The sequence below is a fragment of the Solirubrobacter ginsenosidimutans genome, assembly GCF_027587205.1.
The window spans coordinates 20,394-34,906 of the sequence record NZ_JAPDOD010000013.1 but is presented as its reverse complement, the minus strand read 5'-3'; the positions used below and the strand labels follow the sequence as shown (position 1 = coordinate 34,906).

The 14,513-nt window shown below is 71.9% G+C and carries 16 protein-coding genes; 11 read left to right on the top strand and 5 right to left on the bottom strand.

The window, feature by feature from the left end:
- Positions 1-47: 47 nt before the first annotated feature.
- The gene (locus tag OM076_RS14925; RefSeq protein ID WP_270040797.1) at positions 48-950 is read left to right on the top strand and encodes a LysR family transcriptional regulator; all 903 of its coding nucleotides are present in this window, start codon (positions 48-50) and stop codon (positions 948-950) included.
- Here OM076_RS14925 and OM076_RS14920 read toward each other — a convergent pair.
- On the bottom strand, positions 947-1,537 hold the full coding sequence (locus tag OM076_RS14920) for a hypothetical protein (protein ID WP_270040796.1): 591 nt from the start codon (positions 1,535-1,537) through the stop codon (positions 947-949). The genes OM076_RS14925 and OM076_RS14920 overlap by 4 nt on opposite strands.
- Before the next feature lie 19 nt (positions 1,538-1,556).
- Between OM076_RS14920 and OM076_RS14915 the strand changes: the two genes are divergently transcribed.
- The 7 genes from OM076_RS14915 to OM076_RS14885 all read left to right on the top strand — a co-directional run bounded on the left by OM076_RS14915 (position 1,557) and on the right by OM076_RS14885 (position 9,810).
- On the top strand, positions 1,557-2,426 hold the full coding sequence (locus OM076_RS14915; RefSeq protein WP_270040795.1) for a DUF8832 domain-containing protein: 870 nt from the start codon (positions 1,557-1,559) through the stop codon (positions 2,424-2,426).
- Positions 2,427-2,428: 2 nt separating this feature from the next.
- On the top strand, positions 2,429-3,022 hold the full coding sequence (locus OM076_RS14910) for a hypothetical protein (RefSeq protein ID WP_270040794.1): 594 nt from the start codon (positions 2,429-2,431) through the stop codon (positions 3,020-3,022).
- Between the two features lie 38 nt (positions 3,023-3,060).
- Entirely contained in the window at positions 3,061-3,657 is a 597-nt protein-coding gene (locus OM076_RS14905; protein WP_270040793.1) for a DUF1775 domain-containing protein, read from the top strand.
- Positions 3,654-5,336: a copper resistance CopC/CopD family protein gene (locus OM076_RS14900; RefSeq protein ID WP_270040792.1), complete on the top strand. Its 1,683-nt coding sequence runs from the start codon at positions 3,654-3,656 to the stop codon at positions 5,334-5,336. Before OM076_RS14905 ends, OM076_RS14900 begins: the two co-directional genes overlap by 4 nt.
- A 178-nt stretch (positions 5,337-5,514) precedes the next feature.
- On the top strand, positions 5,515-7,833 hold the full coding sequence (locus tag OM076_RS14895) for an LVIVD repeat-containing protein (RefSeq protein WP_270040791.1): 2,319 nt from the start codon (positions 5,515-5,517) through the stop codon (positions 7,831-7,833).
- 79 nt (positions 7,834-7,912) lie between these two features.
- Positions 7,913-9,088 carry a branched-chain amino acid ABC transporter substrate-binding protein gene (locus OM076_RS14890; protein ID WP_270040790.1) on the top strand — a complete coding sequence of 392 codons (1,176 nt, stop codon included), beginning with the start codon at positions 7,913-7,915 and terminating at the stop codon, positions 9,086-9,088.
- On the top strand, positions 9,085-9,810 hold the full coding sequence (locus OM076_RS14885) for a hypothetical protein (RefSeq protein WP_270040789.1): 726 nt from the start codon (positions 9,085-9,087) through the stop codon (positions 9,808-9,810). Before OM076_RS14890 ends, OM076_RS14885 begins: the two co-directional genes overlap by 4 nt.
- Here the strand turns inward: OM076_RS14885 and OM076_RS14880 are convergent.
- Positions 9,703-10,494 (bottom strand): arginase family protein, encoded by a 792-nt coding sequence (locus tag OM076_RS14880; protein ID WP_270040788.1) that lies wholly within the window; start codon positions 10,492-10,494, stop codon positions 9,703-9,705. The genes OM076_RS14885 and OM076_RS14880 overlap by 108 nt on opposite strands.
- A gap of 6 nt (positions 10,495-10,500) precedes the next feature.
- Here OM076_RS14880 and OM076_RS14875 point away from each other — a divergent pair, with 6 nt between their 5' ends.
- Both OM076_RS14875 and OM076_RS14870 read left to right on the top strand, forming a co-directional pair.
- Positions 10,501-11,268 carry a glycoside hydrolase family 5 protein gene (locus OM076_RS14875; RefSeq protein WP_270040787.1) on the top strand — a complete coding sequence of 256 codons (768 nt, stop codon included), beginning with the start codon at positions 10,501-10,503 and terminating at the stop codon, positions 11,266-11,268.
- A gap of 31 nt (positions 11,269-11,299) precedes the next feature.
- On the top strand, positions 11,300-11,473 hold the full coding sequence (locus tag OM076_RS14870; protein ID WP_270040786.1) for a CsbD family protein: 174 nt from the start codon (positions 11,300-11,302) through the stop codon (positions 11,471-11,473).
- Positions 11,474-11,476: 3 nt separating this feature from the next.
- Here the strand turns inward: OM076_RS14870 and OM076_RS14865 are convergent, their stop codons facing one another.
- The 3 genes from OM076_RS14865 to OM076_RS14855 are packed head-to-tail and all read right to left on the bottom strand — an operon-like array spanning position 11,477 to position 13,649.
- Positions 11,477-12,028 (bottom strand): hypothetical protein, encoded by a 552-nt coding sequence (locus tag OM076_RS14865; RefSeq protein WP_270040785.1) that lies wholly within the window; start codon positions 12,026-12,028, stop codon positions 11,477-11,479.
- 24 nt (positions 12,029-12,052) lie between these two features.
- Complete coding sequence (locus OM076_RS14860; RefSeq protein ID WP_270040784.1) at positions 12,053-12,934, bottom strand: alpha/beta fold hydrolase; 882 nt, start codon at positions 12,932-12,934, stop codon at positions 12,053-12,055.
- A gap of 4 nt (positions 12,935-12,938) precedes the next feature.
- Positions 12,939-13,649 carry an SDR family NAD(P)-dependent oxidoreductase gene (locus OM076_RS14855; protein ID WP_270040783.1) on the bottom strand — a complete coding sequence of 237 codons (711 nt, stop codon included), beginning with the start codon at positions 13,647-13,649 and terminating at the stop codon, positions 12,939-12,941.
- A 69-nt stretch (positions 13,650-13,718) separates the two neighbouring features.
- On the opposite strand from OM076_RS14855, the gene OM076_RS14850 reads away from it, so the two are divergent.
- Positions 13,719-14,501, top strand: coding sequence for an oxidoreductase (locus OM076_RS14850; protein ID WP_270040782.1), 783 nt, complete (start codon positions 13,719-13,721; stop codon positions 14,499-14,501).
- The last annotated feature ends 12 nt before the right edge of the window (positions 14,502-14,513 follow it).

The window sequence follows — 14,513 nt, the reverse complement described above, 5'->3', positions numbered from 1 at the left end:
GTAGGCTCGCCGAGCGATTCCACAAGCGACGGTCTCGCACGTCTACCATGCGCAACACGCATGACTTGACGCTCACCGGCCTGCGCGTCGTGCAGGAGGTCGCCGCCCGCGGCTCGTTCACCGCGGCCGCCGATGTGCTCGGCTACACCCAGTCGGCGATCTCGCGCCAGGTCGCGGCGATGGAGGCCGCGGCGGGCGCGCCGCTGTTCGAGCGCCACGCCCGCGGCGTGCGGCCGACGCTCGCCGGGACCGTGCTGCTGCGTCACGCCGGGCCGGTGCTCGAGCGCGTCGACACCGCCCGCCTGGAGCTCGGCGGCCTCCGCGACCGCCTGGAGGGCCGGCTCGCGCTCGGCGCCTATCCGACCGCGCTGGCGGTGCTCGTCCCGCGCGCCCTCGCCCGCCTGCGCGCCGCCCACCCGGCGATCACCGTGACCCTGCGTGAGGGCACGACGCCGACCCACCTGCGCCGCGTCCGCGCCGGCCGCCTCGAGCTGGCGGTCGTCGCCCTCGACCCGGACGCCCTCGACACCGTGCAGGACCTCAGCGCCGATGTCGTCTACGAGGGCGGCCTGCTGCTCGCGGTCGCCGAGACCCACCGCTTCGCCCAGCGAGGCACGGTCGACGTCGGCGAGCTCGCGACGGAGCCCTGGATCGTGGGCGACTCCGGCGCGGGCGACTCGCCCTTCGGGGCCTGGCCGGGCCTGAAATCGCCCCGCATCGCCCACTCCGTCCGCGACTGGCCCGCTCGCCTCGCACTCGTCGCCAACGGCTTCGGCATCGCCGTCGTCCCGGGCATGCACGCGACCACCGTCGGCCCCGGCGTCGCCCTCGTCGCCGTCGACGAGCCGATCCCGATCCGCCGCGTCGCCGTCGCCGTCACCCGCGCCGACCGTTCCCCGTCGGCCGCCGCGACGATCACCGCGCTGCGCGAGGAGGCCGCGGCGCTCTAGCCGCGCGGTGGGAAGCGGAACTGCCGGTGGGGCGGGATGTACCCGCCCACTTGCAGGACGATCTGGGCCCCGTCGCGCAGCGGGATCGACGCGGGGTCCCCGCTCACCCGCCGGCCCGCGACGAACGCGCTGACCGGTCCCGCGAACCCGGCCATCCGCCGCGAGGACAGCGGTTCGCCCCAGACGGCGAAGAGATCGCCGAGGGTCAGGCCGGTGCGGTCGAAGTCGATCACGCCCGTGGGTTCGAGCGTGCGGGCCACCCCGCGACACGAGGCATCGACGATCCGGTGCTGCTCGCGGGCGAGCGGCGGGCGGAGCCCGATCCCGGCGGGGATCACAACCGCGTGGCGGCGGCCGAAGAGCTCGAGGTGCGCGCGGTAGCGGCCCTGGACGGCGCCCGCCGAGCACGGTCCGACCGCACCCGCCGCCGGCACGAACTCCGGCCCGCGGCCGATCGACGTGGGGAGCAGACCCTCGCGGGCGGCGACGGCCGGGTCGAGGCCGGGCTCGGGCGCGACAGGGGTCTGGCCGCACCCTGTACAGAGGGCCAGCGCGAAGAGAGCGGCGATTGTCCGGGCGCGCGACACGAGGCTATTGTTGCTAGCGATGGGGTCTTGGTCGAAGCGGCTTGCCGCGGTGGCGGTCGTCGGCGTCGTGCTGGCCGTCGGCGGCTGCGGTTCAAGCGGCGACGACGGCGGCGCCGTCCGGCTGCCGCAGGCCGAGCCCGCGAAGCAGTTCGCGCTCGCGGATTTCCAGCCCGGTCAGGCGCCGAAGGCGGGCGCTCCGGCGGACGTGTCGTTCGAGATCAAGCAGCCGAGCGGAAAGGCGCTGACCGACTACGCGACCGGCAGCGGCCCGCACACCGGCGTGCACCTGCTGTTCGTCCGCGACGACCTCTCGACGATCATCCACCGCCATCCGCCCGTCAACCCCGACGGGACGATCGACGACAAGGTGACCTTCAAGGAGCCCGGCCGCTACCGGGTCGTCGTCGACGCCTACCCGAAGGCCACCGGGTCGCTGAAGAACTTCCAGCTCTTCCGCTTCATGGACGTCGCCGGCGCCGCCAAGACAGCGCCGCTGCCCCCGTTCCAGGCCACCCAGAAGGTCGGCGGCTACACGTTCAAGATGGAAGGATCGCCGCAGCTGAAGGCCGTCCAGGCCACGCTTCTGAAGGTCACCGTGACCGATCCGGCCGGCAAGCCGGCCACGTTCACGCCCTACTACGGGGCGCTGGCGCACGCGATCTTCTTCCGCGCCGACTCGCTCGACTACTTCCACACCCATGTCTGCGCCCCCGGCGCGACCGGGTGCACGAGCCAGCTCGGCGGCGCGTCGGTGACCGGCACCTCGGCCACGCCCGGCGACCTCGAGATCGGCGTGCTGCTGCCCGTCGCGGGCACGTGGCGCCTGTTCATCCAGACCAAGGTGGGCGGCAAGGTGCTGACGGCGCCGTTCACGCTCACCGTGACCTGAAGATGCGAACCGCGGCCGCCGTCGCGCTGATCGTGCTGACGGGCCGCGCGCTGGCGTACGCGCTCGTCGACGACCCGCTCGCCCACGCGACGGGGGGACCGGAGCTGCCGCTGATCGCGCTGATCAGCGGCGCGCTCGCCCTCGCGATCGCCGCCGCCGTCCTCTGGCTCGCCGCCCTCGGCGTCAATGAGCGCCGCCTGCTCGAGCCGCGAGCGCGGGCGCCGCGCCTGCGCCTCACCACGCTTCCGCGCAAGGCCGCGACGCACTTCACCGCGAGCGCGCTGGTCTTCACGGTGCTCGAGTCCTACCTGCACGCCCGCGCCGGTCTCGGCCTCCATGGCCTGAGCTGCCTGCTCGGCCCGGTGCACCGCGACGCGCTGCCGATCCTCGCCTCGCTCGCGGTCATCGCGACCGCGCTCGGCGCGGCACTGGATCACGTGATCGCCTGGATGCGGCGGACGATCGCCGCCCTGCGCCGCGACCGCCGCCCGGCGCCGAAGCGCCGCGCCGTGCCGACCTTCGCGTACACCGCATCACCTGGCCGCGCTCCAAGCCGGCCGCACGGCGCCCGCGGGCCGCCGGTCGTCGTGGCGTAACCCACGAACGACCCGTATTCCCGAAAGGACCAACGAACTTGAACCGCCCGCTCGCGCGCGGGCGCTGGCTGGCGCTTCTGCCGGTCGTCGCCGCGCTCGCGTTCACCGACAGCGCCTCCGCGCACGCCATCATCTCGCCGTCGACCGTCCTCGCCCGCACGAGCCAGGTCTTCACGCTCGCCGTGCCGACCGAGAAGGAGGGCGCGACGACGGTCCAGATCGAGCTCACGCCCCCGGCCGGCTTCGGGATCGACTCCTTCGCGGCCGCGCCCGGCTGGACGCGCAAGACCGACCAGAGCGGCGAGGGCGAAGAGGTCGAGATCCGCAAGGTGACCTGGTCCGGCGGGACGGTGCCGACCGGGGAGGCGGCGCTGCTGCAGTTCGTCGGCGACGTCGGCGCCGCCAAGGACTACGTCTTCAAGGTCCGCCAGACTTACTCCGACGGCACCGTCGTCGACTGGACCGGCGCGACCGGCAGCGACACGCCCGCCCCCAAGATCGAGGCCAAGACCTCGCTGGGCGGGGGCGGGAGCTCGACGCTGGCGACGATCGCCTTCGTGATCGCCACGCTGGCGCTGGTCGCGGCCGCGATCGCGCTGCTGCTCAAGGCGGGCGAGGGGAGAGAGCTGGCGTGATCCGGCGCGTCGTCGCCGCCACGCTGGTCCTGCTCCTCGCGCTGCCCGCGACGAGCGCGTTCGCCCACGCCGCGCTCGTGCGGACCGTCCCGTCGGCGGCGGGCATCGTCACGCCCGCGCCCAAGGAGGTCGCGCTGACCTTCAGCGAGCCGATCGAGCCGCGTTTCGCCGCGGTCTCGATCAGCGACGCCGACGGCAACCCGGTCACGAACGGCAACCCGCGCCGCAAGGCCGGCGACCCGACCACGGTGACGATCCCGCTCAAGGACCTCCAAGAGGGCTGGTACCTCGTCTACTGGCGCGTGATCTCGGTCGACGGGCATCCCGTCCGCGGCGCGTTCACGTTCGCGGTGGGCCCGAACGCCGGCCCGGCGCCGCAGTTCGTCGTGCCCTCGATCTCCGAAACGGCGGCCACACCGCGCCTGGTCGCCGCGCGCTGGATCACGATCCTCGCCGCGATGGCCGCGATCGGCCTGTTCGTCATGCGGATGCTGATCGCCCGCCCGGCCCGGCAAGGTCTGAAGGCCGTGGCGGTCGCGTGCGGCGTCGCCGTCGTCGCCGCGCTCGTCGCCGCTCCGGTGTACCTGCTCTTCTCGACGGCCCAGTTCTCGCTGCGCAAGGCGACCGACTTCAGCGCGCTGGCGCCGCTGCTGGACGTCAGCGCGTTCGGGCGCGGCTACCTGCGCCTCGAGCTCTGCCTGGCGCTGTTCGGCGTCGCTGCGGGAATCGCCGTCGCGGTCGATCGCCCTGACCGCGCGAGACGCTCGGTGGCCGAGATCCTCGCCACGACCGGGGCGCTGCTCGCGGCGGGCGCCGTGCTGCTGATCCCCGGCGTGTCCGGCCACCCGAGCCAGACCTCGCCGCGCGGTCTCGCGGTCGCGCTCGACGTCATCCACCTCAGCGCCGGCGCCGTCTGGATCGGCGGCCTGATCGGGCTCCTGGTCCTCTGGTGGGCGATGCCGAGGCGCCTCGACGGGCTCCGCGTCGTCGTCCCGCGCTTCTCCAACGTCGCGTTCGGGTCCGTCCTCGCGCTGATCGCGACCGGCACCGTCGCCGCGATCCTGCAGCTCCCGACGCTCTCCTCGCTGTGGCAGACCGGCTACGGCCAGGCGCTGCTGATCAAGATCGGGCTGCTGTGCGTGGCGCTGCTGCTCGCCGCCGTCAACCTCCTGCGCACCCGCCCGCGGCTGCTCGCCCGTCAGGCTCCCGCCGCGCAGTTGCTGCGCCGGCTGGTCGGGGGAGAGGTGATCGTCGTCGCCGGCGCCGTGTTCGCCGCCGCCGTGCTCACGAGCCTCGCCCCTCCGGCCAAAGCCGTCGCCGACCTCGGCAAGCCCGCGGCGAAGGTCGGGCCCGGCGCCGTCAAGGAGACGGTCACGCGCTCCGGCTACCAGCTCGCGCTGGACGTCACGCCCAACCGCGCCGCCGTGCCCAACCGCTTCCAGGTGCGCCTGACCAAGGGCGGCCGGCCGGTCGAGGGCGCGACGATCACGACCGGGTTCGCCATGCTCGACATGGAGATGGGGACGCAGTCCTACAAGCTCGAGGAGACCGCGCCGGGCACCTACGGCCGGGAAGCTCCGGCGCTCGTGATGGTCGGCCATTGGGGCCTGACGTTCGACGTCGAGCCGCCCGACGGCGCGCCATTCACCGTGACCCTCCTCGACATGGCAAACGGATGAGCGTCCGGACGCGACTCCTGCTTGCTTTGCTCGCCCTTTGTGTAGGCGTGATTGCGGCAATCGTCGCGTTGAGCCTCCTCAACACGGCGCTTCATTGACCGCGCTTAAGCCTCCCATTAGGCTCAGATGACAGTTCTTGGGTCGTACGAGGGGGAATTGCATGGAGGGTCGTAGGGTTGTGGGATCGCTGCTGTCTGCAGCGATCCTGCTGGGAACCGTGGGCGCTGGGTCGGCGCTCGCGCAGACAGCACCGGAAGGGCCGGGCGACGCGCCCGAGACGCAGGCGGCGACGTCGCAGGCCACGGTCAATCGCGCGAATGACCTGAAGAAGCTGGCGTGCGACGCCGCGACGGCCTCCGCCGCCGCCGCGGCCGCGGATCCGGGCAACGTCGCCAAGCAGGCGACCGCCGCCGCCGACGCGGCCAAGTGCGCGACGGCGACCGCGAACGCCGACAAGGAGTCCGCTTCGCTGGCGGGCGTCAACGGCGGCATCGCCACCGAGCCGGTGAACCCGACGCTGCCGACCGACGCGCATCAGACCGCCGAGGGCGCGGTCAAGAGCGACAACATGCAGTGGGTCTCGAACTCGCGCGGTCTCTCCAACTCGGCGACCAACCCGACCGCCGCGAACGGCAACTACGCCGGCGCGACGTTCATGCACTTCGAGAACCTCGGCTACGACTTCCTGCTCGGTGACGGCACCGGCGGCCTGTCGATCTGGTCGCTCAAGAGCCCGGACAAGCCGCTGTTCGTCGGCGGCGTCTCCGCCACGTCGTTGGTCCAGCCGGCCGACTCGCACGGCCCGGCCGACACGCAGGCCCGCTTCTACGAGGGTGAGAACCCCACCGTCGACTCTCGCCGCAAGCTGGCCTTCCTGGCCCGCGACCCGCGCTCCTTCGGCTCAAGCGGCCACCCGAACGGCCGCACCGGCCTCTACATCGTGGACGTCAAGGACCCGTGGCACCCGCAGGTCATCAGCTACACCTGGGTCCCCGCGGGCCACACCGCCACGTGCATCAACGACTGCCGCTACCTCTGGAGCGTCGGCCCGGCCAACAACGGCTCGCACGTCAACGGCCAGCCGCAGGACGCCGCGGGCGTGCTGCACCCGGAGTGGACCGGCGTCCCGACGTTCGTCACCGACGTCCGTGACCCGAACCACCCGTACGTGTACGCCAACCCGGTGGACACCAAGCGCAACAACAACACGACGGCGTACACCCACTCCGTCGACGTCGATCAGGACGGCCTCGCCTGGACCTCCGGCTTCGGCGGCGTGCGCGGCTACTACACCAACGGCTTCCATCACGACGTCGTGTCGAACACGGATCGCTGGGCGACCGCGACCGACCCGATCCCGTACGCGGGCGGCGGCGTCGTCTCGCTGGAGTCCGACGCGCAGTACGCGCAGTTCAGCCTCGAGCACAACTCCTACCACCGCACGCAGGCGCCTTCGGACACGTCCCCGAAGACGGTCACGACGGCCGGCGGGCGCACGATCAACAAGACCGACCTGCAGTACGTCACGCAGGAGAACACGGTCAGCTGCACGTCGACCAGCGGCGGCGGCGCGGGCCGCTTCGTCACCACCAGCCTCGCCGGCAGCTACGGCGGCAAGGCCTGGGACCCGCAGTGGAGCGCCACGGATCCGACCAAGCGCTACTTCCTCGAGAAGCTCGACGACTACACGCCGACGGGCCAGCCGGGCGCGAACCCGAGCGCGGGCTGCTCGGCACACTGGTTCTCGGTCGTCGGCGACATGGTCGCGATCGGCTTCTACGGCCAGGGCACGCGCGTCCTCGACGTGTCCGACCCGACCGACATCAAGCAGGCGGGCTACTTCCGCGTGCCGGCCATCGCGGCTTCGGGGAGCACCCCGGCGCAGCTGGCCAACAACACGTCGGCCGCCTACTGGCACAACGGCTTCATCTACGTCGCCGACTACACCCGCGGCATCGACGTGCTCCGCTACACGGACCCGATCAAGGGCGTCGTGCAGCCGCTCGTCTGCTGGAACTCCTGCGACAAGTCGCAGACGCCGCCGAAGGTCGCGGACGTCCAGACCGGTGGCGCCGGTGGCGCCGTTCCGGCCACGCTCGCCCTGACGATGGGCACGCCGGCCACGTTCGGCGCGTTCACGCCGGGCATCGCGAAGGACTACACGGCCAACACGACGGCCAACGTCATCTCGACCGCCGGTGACGCCGCGCTCAGCGTGGCCGACCCGTCGGCGACGGCGACCGGTCACCTGCTCAACGGCACGTTCTCGCTGCCGTCGCTGCTGCAGGCCAAGGCCACCAGCGCGGCCGGCGTCGGAAGCGCGCTCGCGGATGTCGGCGGCTCCGCCGCTCCGACGAAGCTGCTGACCTACAGCGGCCCGACGAGCAACGACGCGGCGACGATCACGTTCGGCCAGCACGTCTCGGCCAACGACGCGCTCCGCACGGGTGCGTACAACAAGACCCTGACGTTTACCCTGTCGACCACGACGCCGTAGACGTCTGACGTGCGCGCGGGCCGCTCCGAAACGGAGCGGCCCGCGTTTCTTTGTGAAGGCAGTAAGGAGAAGGTGCAACGTGGTACGGAAAGGCGCCATCGCGGCGCTGGTGCTGACGGCGGGTCTGGCCGTCGGCGGCTGCGGCGGCAAGAAGCAGGCGGACAAGCCGGAGCTGAAGGGCACGCTCTCCTTCGGCGTCCTCGCTCCCACGGAGCACCAGGGCGAGCTCGGCGTGCGCGCGAAGGACCTCATGGACGGCGCGCAGCTGGCCGTCGACGAGCTCAACGCCAAGGGCGGGGTGCTCGGCAAGAAGGTCGAACTCGACGCGGTCGACGACGCCTGCGACCCGCAGGTCGCTTACGAGGCCGCCAAGACGTTCCTTTCCGATGGCGCGAACCAGACCGCCGGCGTGGTCGGTGGCATGTGCGACGCCGCCGCGGACCGCGAGATCGGCGTCGTCGACTCGACCGGCATCCCGTTCCTGGTGACCTCCGCCACGCAGAACGGCCTGGTCTCCGCGGACCTGCAGTCCACGTTCACGATGAACGGCAGCGTCTATCAGCAGGGGCTGTCCTCGACGTACTGGATGAACTACAAGGAGGCCCAGCGCCTCGCCGTCGTCCAGGACGATTCGGCCGAGTCCAAGGCACTCGCGCGCGAGGCGGTCGCGCTCATCGAGGGGACGCCCAAGCTCGTCTCGCTGCAGACCGTCGAGCCGGGCGGGCAGGACATGAAGACGATCGCCGCCGCGGCGGTCGCCTCTAAAGCGAACTTCATCCTCTGGACCGGCGCCGCCCGCCCGGGCGGCGAGCTGGTCAAGGCGCTGCGCGCCGCCGGCTTCAAGGGCACGTTCACCGCAACCGCGGCGTCGGAGTCCCCGGACTTCCTCACCGCCGCCGGGGCGGCCGGTGACGGCGCCTACGTGCTGGCGACCTCGACCGCGGCCAACACCCCGATGGCCGAGCGCTGGGGCGCGAGCTTCAAGGCCCGTTACCAGCGCGAGCCGGGCTTCGACGCCCAGCAGGCCTACGACTCCGTCCGCGTCCTCGCGCACGCGATCCAGAAGGCCAAGTCCACCGCCGGGCCGAAGGTCGTCAAGCAGATCACCACGCTGGACGCCAACTTCGTCAACTCGCTGGGCGTCGTGCGCTTCGCCCACGATCACACGCTGCTCTACGACAACCGCGTCATCCTGAAGGTGAAGAACGGAGCCTTCACTTGGGAGCGGTCGCTGCGCACAGACTCGCTGGGGTGAGCTACGGCCGGCGCGCGGCCGCGCTCTTCCTCTTGTTGGTGGTCGGTGTCCTCTGGGCGCCGGCCTTGGCGCGCGCCGACGGCGACCCCGCCAGCGACATCCTGATCAAGGAGCGGGTCTTCTACCCGTACCAGGCCAAGGTTCCGAAGGCCTCCGCGTCGGCGCTGGAGAAGACGATCGCGTCCGCGAAGGGGAAGGGCTACTCCGTCCGCGTGGCGATGATCGCCGACGAGTTCGACATGGGCTCCGTCGGCCTGCTCAACCGCAAGCCGCAGATCTACGCGAAGTTCCTCGCCCAGGAGCTCGCGCAGTTCAACGCCGACTGGGTGCTGATCGTGATGCCCAACGGCTACGGGATCTACCACTGCGTGGGCAAGAAGCGCGCGGGCGGCTACACCGACCCGTGCGAGGCGGGAGCGCCGGCCGGCGCCGACGAGAAGCTGCTGCGATCACTCCCGACCGTCGAGAAGTCGCGGCAGGACTACGCCGCGGCCGCCGACGTGGCGGTCAAGCGCCTCGCCGAGTTGCACGGCGCCAGCTTCGCGTCGCCGCTGCCGAAGATCCTCGGCGCAGCGGTGGTGGTGCTGGTGCTGGCGGGCGGCGGGCTCCTGCTCCTACGCCGGCGCGGGCGGAAGGAAGGCCGTCACGAGGTCGACCAGCAGGTCGGCCACGCGCCCGCGGGTGGGAGCGTCGTCGGCGGAGTGGAAGGCGCAGACCTCTAGCCCGATGGGGTCGATGGCGCGCGCGATCGCGAGCGCGCCTTCAAGGGACATCCCGCCCGGCCGCCCGTAGGGGATCGGGTTGACCGTCGGGTCCAGGACGTCCGGGTCGAAGTGCACGTAGACTGGGCCATCGCCCACCGCTTCGAGGATCTGGGGGGTCGGCGTGTCCGCGGGCAGCATCGCGCGCAGTTCTCTGCGGCCCTGCTCCTGGCCGGCGTGGTCGAAGTCTCCGGGTTGCGACCGGGCGCCGACGTGGACGACGCGGCCGGGATCGATGCTCCCGAGCGGGCTCGGCCAGGCACCGCAGGCGCCAGCGAGGCTCATGCACCCGAGGAAGTCGTAGGTCTGCGTGGTGGGTGTGTCGTAGTCGGCGTGGGCGTCGAGCCACAGGATCGTGGCCGTCGTGCGCGGGAGCGTGCCGAGCGCGAGCGCGCAGTCCGAGGCGAGCGTGATCGCGCGCTCGCCGGCGGTTGCCATGAGCTCGCCCGCCTGGCGCAGGACGGCCTCCGACGCGGCGAGGTCATCGCGCCAGTGCGTGCGCTCGAACGGGCCCTGGCGCCCGCTGACCGTCACCGGCTCGACGCCATACACGCGCGCGAGACGCTGCTTGAGCTCCCGCACGCCGCGCAGGTCGCGCGGCGTGTCCTCGGAGATCCTCGCCTCGACGGCCGTGAGATGCATCATCAGAGGATGAAGGGCATCAACCTCTCCGGCGTTGTTCACGAGGAGCACCTCGACATCGTCGGCGAAGCGGGGTTCGACCTGGTGCGGCTGCCGGTGCGCTGGGAGGTCGCCGACCGCGCGCAGGTCGAGCGCACGGTCGAGGCGGCGTTGCGCCGCGGGTTCGAGGTCGTGCTCGACGTTCACCACTTCGCCGGGGATGGAGCTGCCCTGGTCGCGCTCTGGCGTGAGCTGGGCTTGCGGTTCGAGGGCGTGACCTTCGAGCTCCTCAACGAGCCGGTGGACGCGGAGTGGTGGAACGCGCTGCTGCCGCGGGTGCTCGAAGTCGTGCCGCGTCGGCCGGTGATCGTCGGGCCAGGACGCTGGAACACGGTCGGTGCGCTACCCGCGCTGGTGCTCCCGCCCGACGAGGACCTGATCGTCACGGTGCACTACTACTCGCCGTTTCGCTTCACCCACCAGGGTGCGAGCTGGATTGCGGGCGCCGATGGATGGGTCGGGACGGGCTGGGGGAGTGAACCCGCACGCGCGCGTGTCCGCGAGGAACTCGAAGCCGCGGTGGCCTGGGCGCACCCCCGGCCGCTGTTCCTCGGCGAGTTCGGGACGCTCGAGACGGCCCCGATGGCCGATCGCGCCGCCTGGACGAAGACGGTGCGTTCCGAGGCCGAACGGCTCGGCCTCAGTTGGGCCTACTGGGACTTCGCGACCGACTTCGGTGCCTTCGATCTGACCACCCGGCAATGGCGGGAACCCTTGAAAGCGGCCCTGTTCGGGTAGGCCCGGAACACACTCGAAAGGGAGAATCAACATGGGCGATGGAACGGCAGACGAGCTCAAGGGCCGCACGAAGGAAGCCGCCGGCGACCTCACCGGCGACAAGGACCTCAAGCGCGAGGGCAAGGTCGACCGCGCCACCGGCACGGTGAAGGACAAGGTCGGCGACGCGAGCGACAAGCTCAAGGACGCCATCCGCCGCGACTGACGCTCAGCGCAGCGCTTCGAGCTGCTCGAACCGGCGCGTGAAGGCCTCACGCGCCCGGTCGGGCAGCCACGGCTCGATCTCCAGCTCGAGCGGCTCGACGCCGTCGAGCTCGGGCCATTCCCAGCTGACCGTGCTGAAGATCCGCCGCTCGGTGGCCAGCAGCGCGCGGTCCAGCGGCTTGATCCGGGCCGAGGCGTCGGGCAGCGCGAACCGCGCCTCGATCACCGCCTCGAGCTGCTTCTCGGCCACCCGGAACACCGCGCCCAGGTCGCTGCGGTGCTTGATCGGGTGCGGCAGATCGCCCAGATAGGCCTCCGCCGCGTCGTGCAGCAGCGCGGCCATCAGCTCGTCCGGCGTCGCGCCCTGTTGGTCGAGCAGGTCACAGACGATCAGCGAGTGCTGCGCGACCGAGTAGAACCCGCGGCTGTGCCCGCCGAACCGGCACAGGTTCGCCAGCGCGCCCGCGATATCCCCGGGATCGATGTCCTCCGGCGCCGCGTCGAGCGGGTTGATCCGGCGCCCTGACAGGGTCTGGATGAACGGTCCTGGATCCATCGTCGTCATTCGAATGATGCCTGCTCACGGCCGCCAGTGGTCGGCGGTGAGGGTGGCCGCCTCGGTGGTCGAGCAGAAGTCGGCCAGCACGGCGGCGAAGCGCTCGGGGTCCTGGTGGTGGGGCATGTGGCCGGCGCCGGGGAAGAGCTCGAGCCGGCTGCCGGGCATCGCGTCGTGGGCGGCGCGGCCGTGATCGGCCGGGATGATCGAGTCCTGCTCGCCCCAGACGATCAGCGTGGGGAGCACCGCGGCGAGGTGCAGCCGGTCCTGGGCGCTCACCCGCTGGCCGTGGGTGTCGATCACGGAGCGCACCGTGTGCAGGAACGCGGACCGCGAGCCCGCATTGTCCAGCGACCCGAACCCGCTCGTGAGCACCTCGACGTCCGCGCTCGGGGCGATGCGCCCGAGGCGGAGCGTGGCCTTGATCCCGTTGCCCAGCCCGCGCGCGCCGCGCGAGGTCAGCAGCGGCAGGACCCAGTCCGCGCCCGGGAGAGCGGCGGCGCGCAGGAGCAGGTGGACCTCGCGGCCGAGCCCGCCGCTGGAGACGAGCACGAGCCGCTCGCAGCGCTCCGGGAACTGGTAGGCGAACTGCATCGCGATCCCGCCGCCCAGCGAGTGGCCGACGACGGTCGCGCGGTCGACGTCCAAAGCGCTCAGCAGATCACGGACGCCGCTGGCGTGCGCGCCGAGCGAGTAGTCGCCGCGCGGCGTGGCCGAATGGCCGTGCCCGAGCAGGTCGGGCGCGATGATCCGGAAGCGGTCCGCGAGCGGGCCGACGGCAGGCTCCCAGGTCTCCGAGGAGTTCGTGATCCCATGCAGCAGCAACAGGACCGGGCCGCTGCCCGCCGTCCTGTAGGTCACCGACTGCCCGTGCAGCGAGAGCTCGTGGGCTACGAAAGGCGTCACACCATCATGACGGGTGCCAGCCGCCGTCCAGGACGATCGACTGGTTGGTGAGGTAGCCGTTGGCCACGACGGCGGCGATCAGGTCCGCGACCTCCTCGACCCGCCCGAGCCGGCCGACGGGCAGCTTTGCGGCCAGCGCCTCACGGCTTCCGGCGGGCAGCATGTCGCTCTCGATCAGGGCGGGCGCGACGACGTTCGCGGTCACACCGTGCGCCGCCGCCTGCTGGGAGATGCTGTGGGCCAGGGCGTGCAATCCGGCCTTCGAGGAGGCGTAGTGGGCGCCGATGATGCCGCCGGTGAACGCGGCGACCGACGACACGAAGACGATCCGGCCGAAGCCGCGCTCGATCATCCCCGGCAGCACCCGCTGCGCGAGCAGGAACGAGGCCCGCAGATTGACCGCGTGCAGGTCGTCCCACTCGGCCAGCGGGATCTCTTCGAGCCGGCGCGGCGGGCTGCCCATGCCGGCGTTGGCGATCAGGATCTCGACCGGGCCGAGCCCGGCCTCGACCGCGTCGACCAGACGGGCAGGCGTGGCCGGGTCGCGCAGATCGCCGCCCACGGCGATCGCCCCCGGGAGCGAGGCGGCCAGGCCTTCAGCGGCTTCACGGTTCGCGCCGTAGCCGGCGGCGACGGTGTGGCCTTCGGCGGCGAGTCGGAGCGCGGTCGCACGGCCGATGCCGCGCGACGCGCCGGTGATCAAGGCGATGCTCACGCGGCGGGACGCTACCGGTTGATATCTATTCTTGTCCGACCAGAACAAAACAGTGCTACGGTAGTTCGCATGGCAACCACCTCTGCATCGCAGACCCTCATCGCACCGCGCGACCTCGAGGGCAAGCGCGCCCTCGTTACCGGCGGCAGCCGCGGCATCGGCGCCGCGATCGTCCAGCGCCTGCTCGACGCCGGCGCGCAGGTCGTCAGCACGGCCCGCACCACGCCTGATTCCGCACCCGCCGAGGCGACGTTCTTCAACGGCGACGTCAGCACCGAGGCCGGCGCCCGCGAGATCGCCGCGAGCGCCGTCGAGGCGCTGGGCGGCATCGACATCATCATCAACAACGCCGCCGCGACCCGCACCTACGTCGACGGCTCGCTGACCATCCCGGATGCGGAGTGGATCGACGCGCTCGACCTCAACTTCCTCTCCGCCGTGCGGATCAACGCCGCGCTGCTGCCGGGGATGATCGAGCGCGGGACCGGCGGCGCCGTCGTGAACCTCAGCTCGACGGCGGCGCTGGCCAAGCCCGGCCCGCTGTTGCACTACGGCTCGGCCAAGGCCGCGCTGATCGCCTACGGCGCCGGCCTGGCGAAGGAGCTCGGCCCGGCCGGGATCCGCGTCAACACCGTCACGCCGGGCAACGTCACCACGCAAGGTGGCAACGAGGTCCGCGACGCCCTCGCCGACCGCTTCGGCATCCCCGTCGAGGCGATCAACGCCGGCAACCCACTCGGCCGCATCGGGCTGCCGTCCGAGCTCGCCGAGCTCGTCACGTTCCTCGTCTCCGACCGGGCCTCGTTCGTCACCGGCGCGAACTTCGTCGCCGACGGCGGAGAAACTGCCTAGCCTCAACCGTCG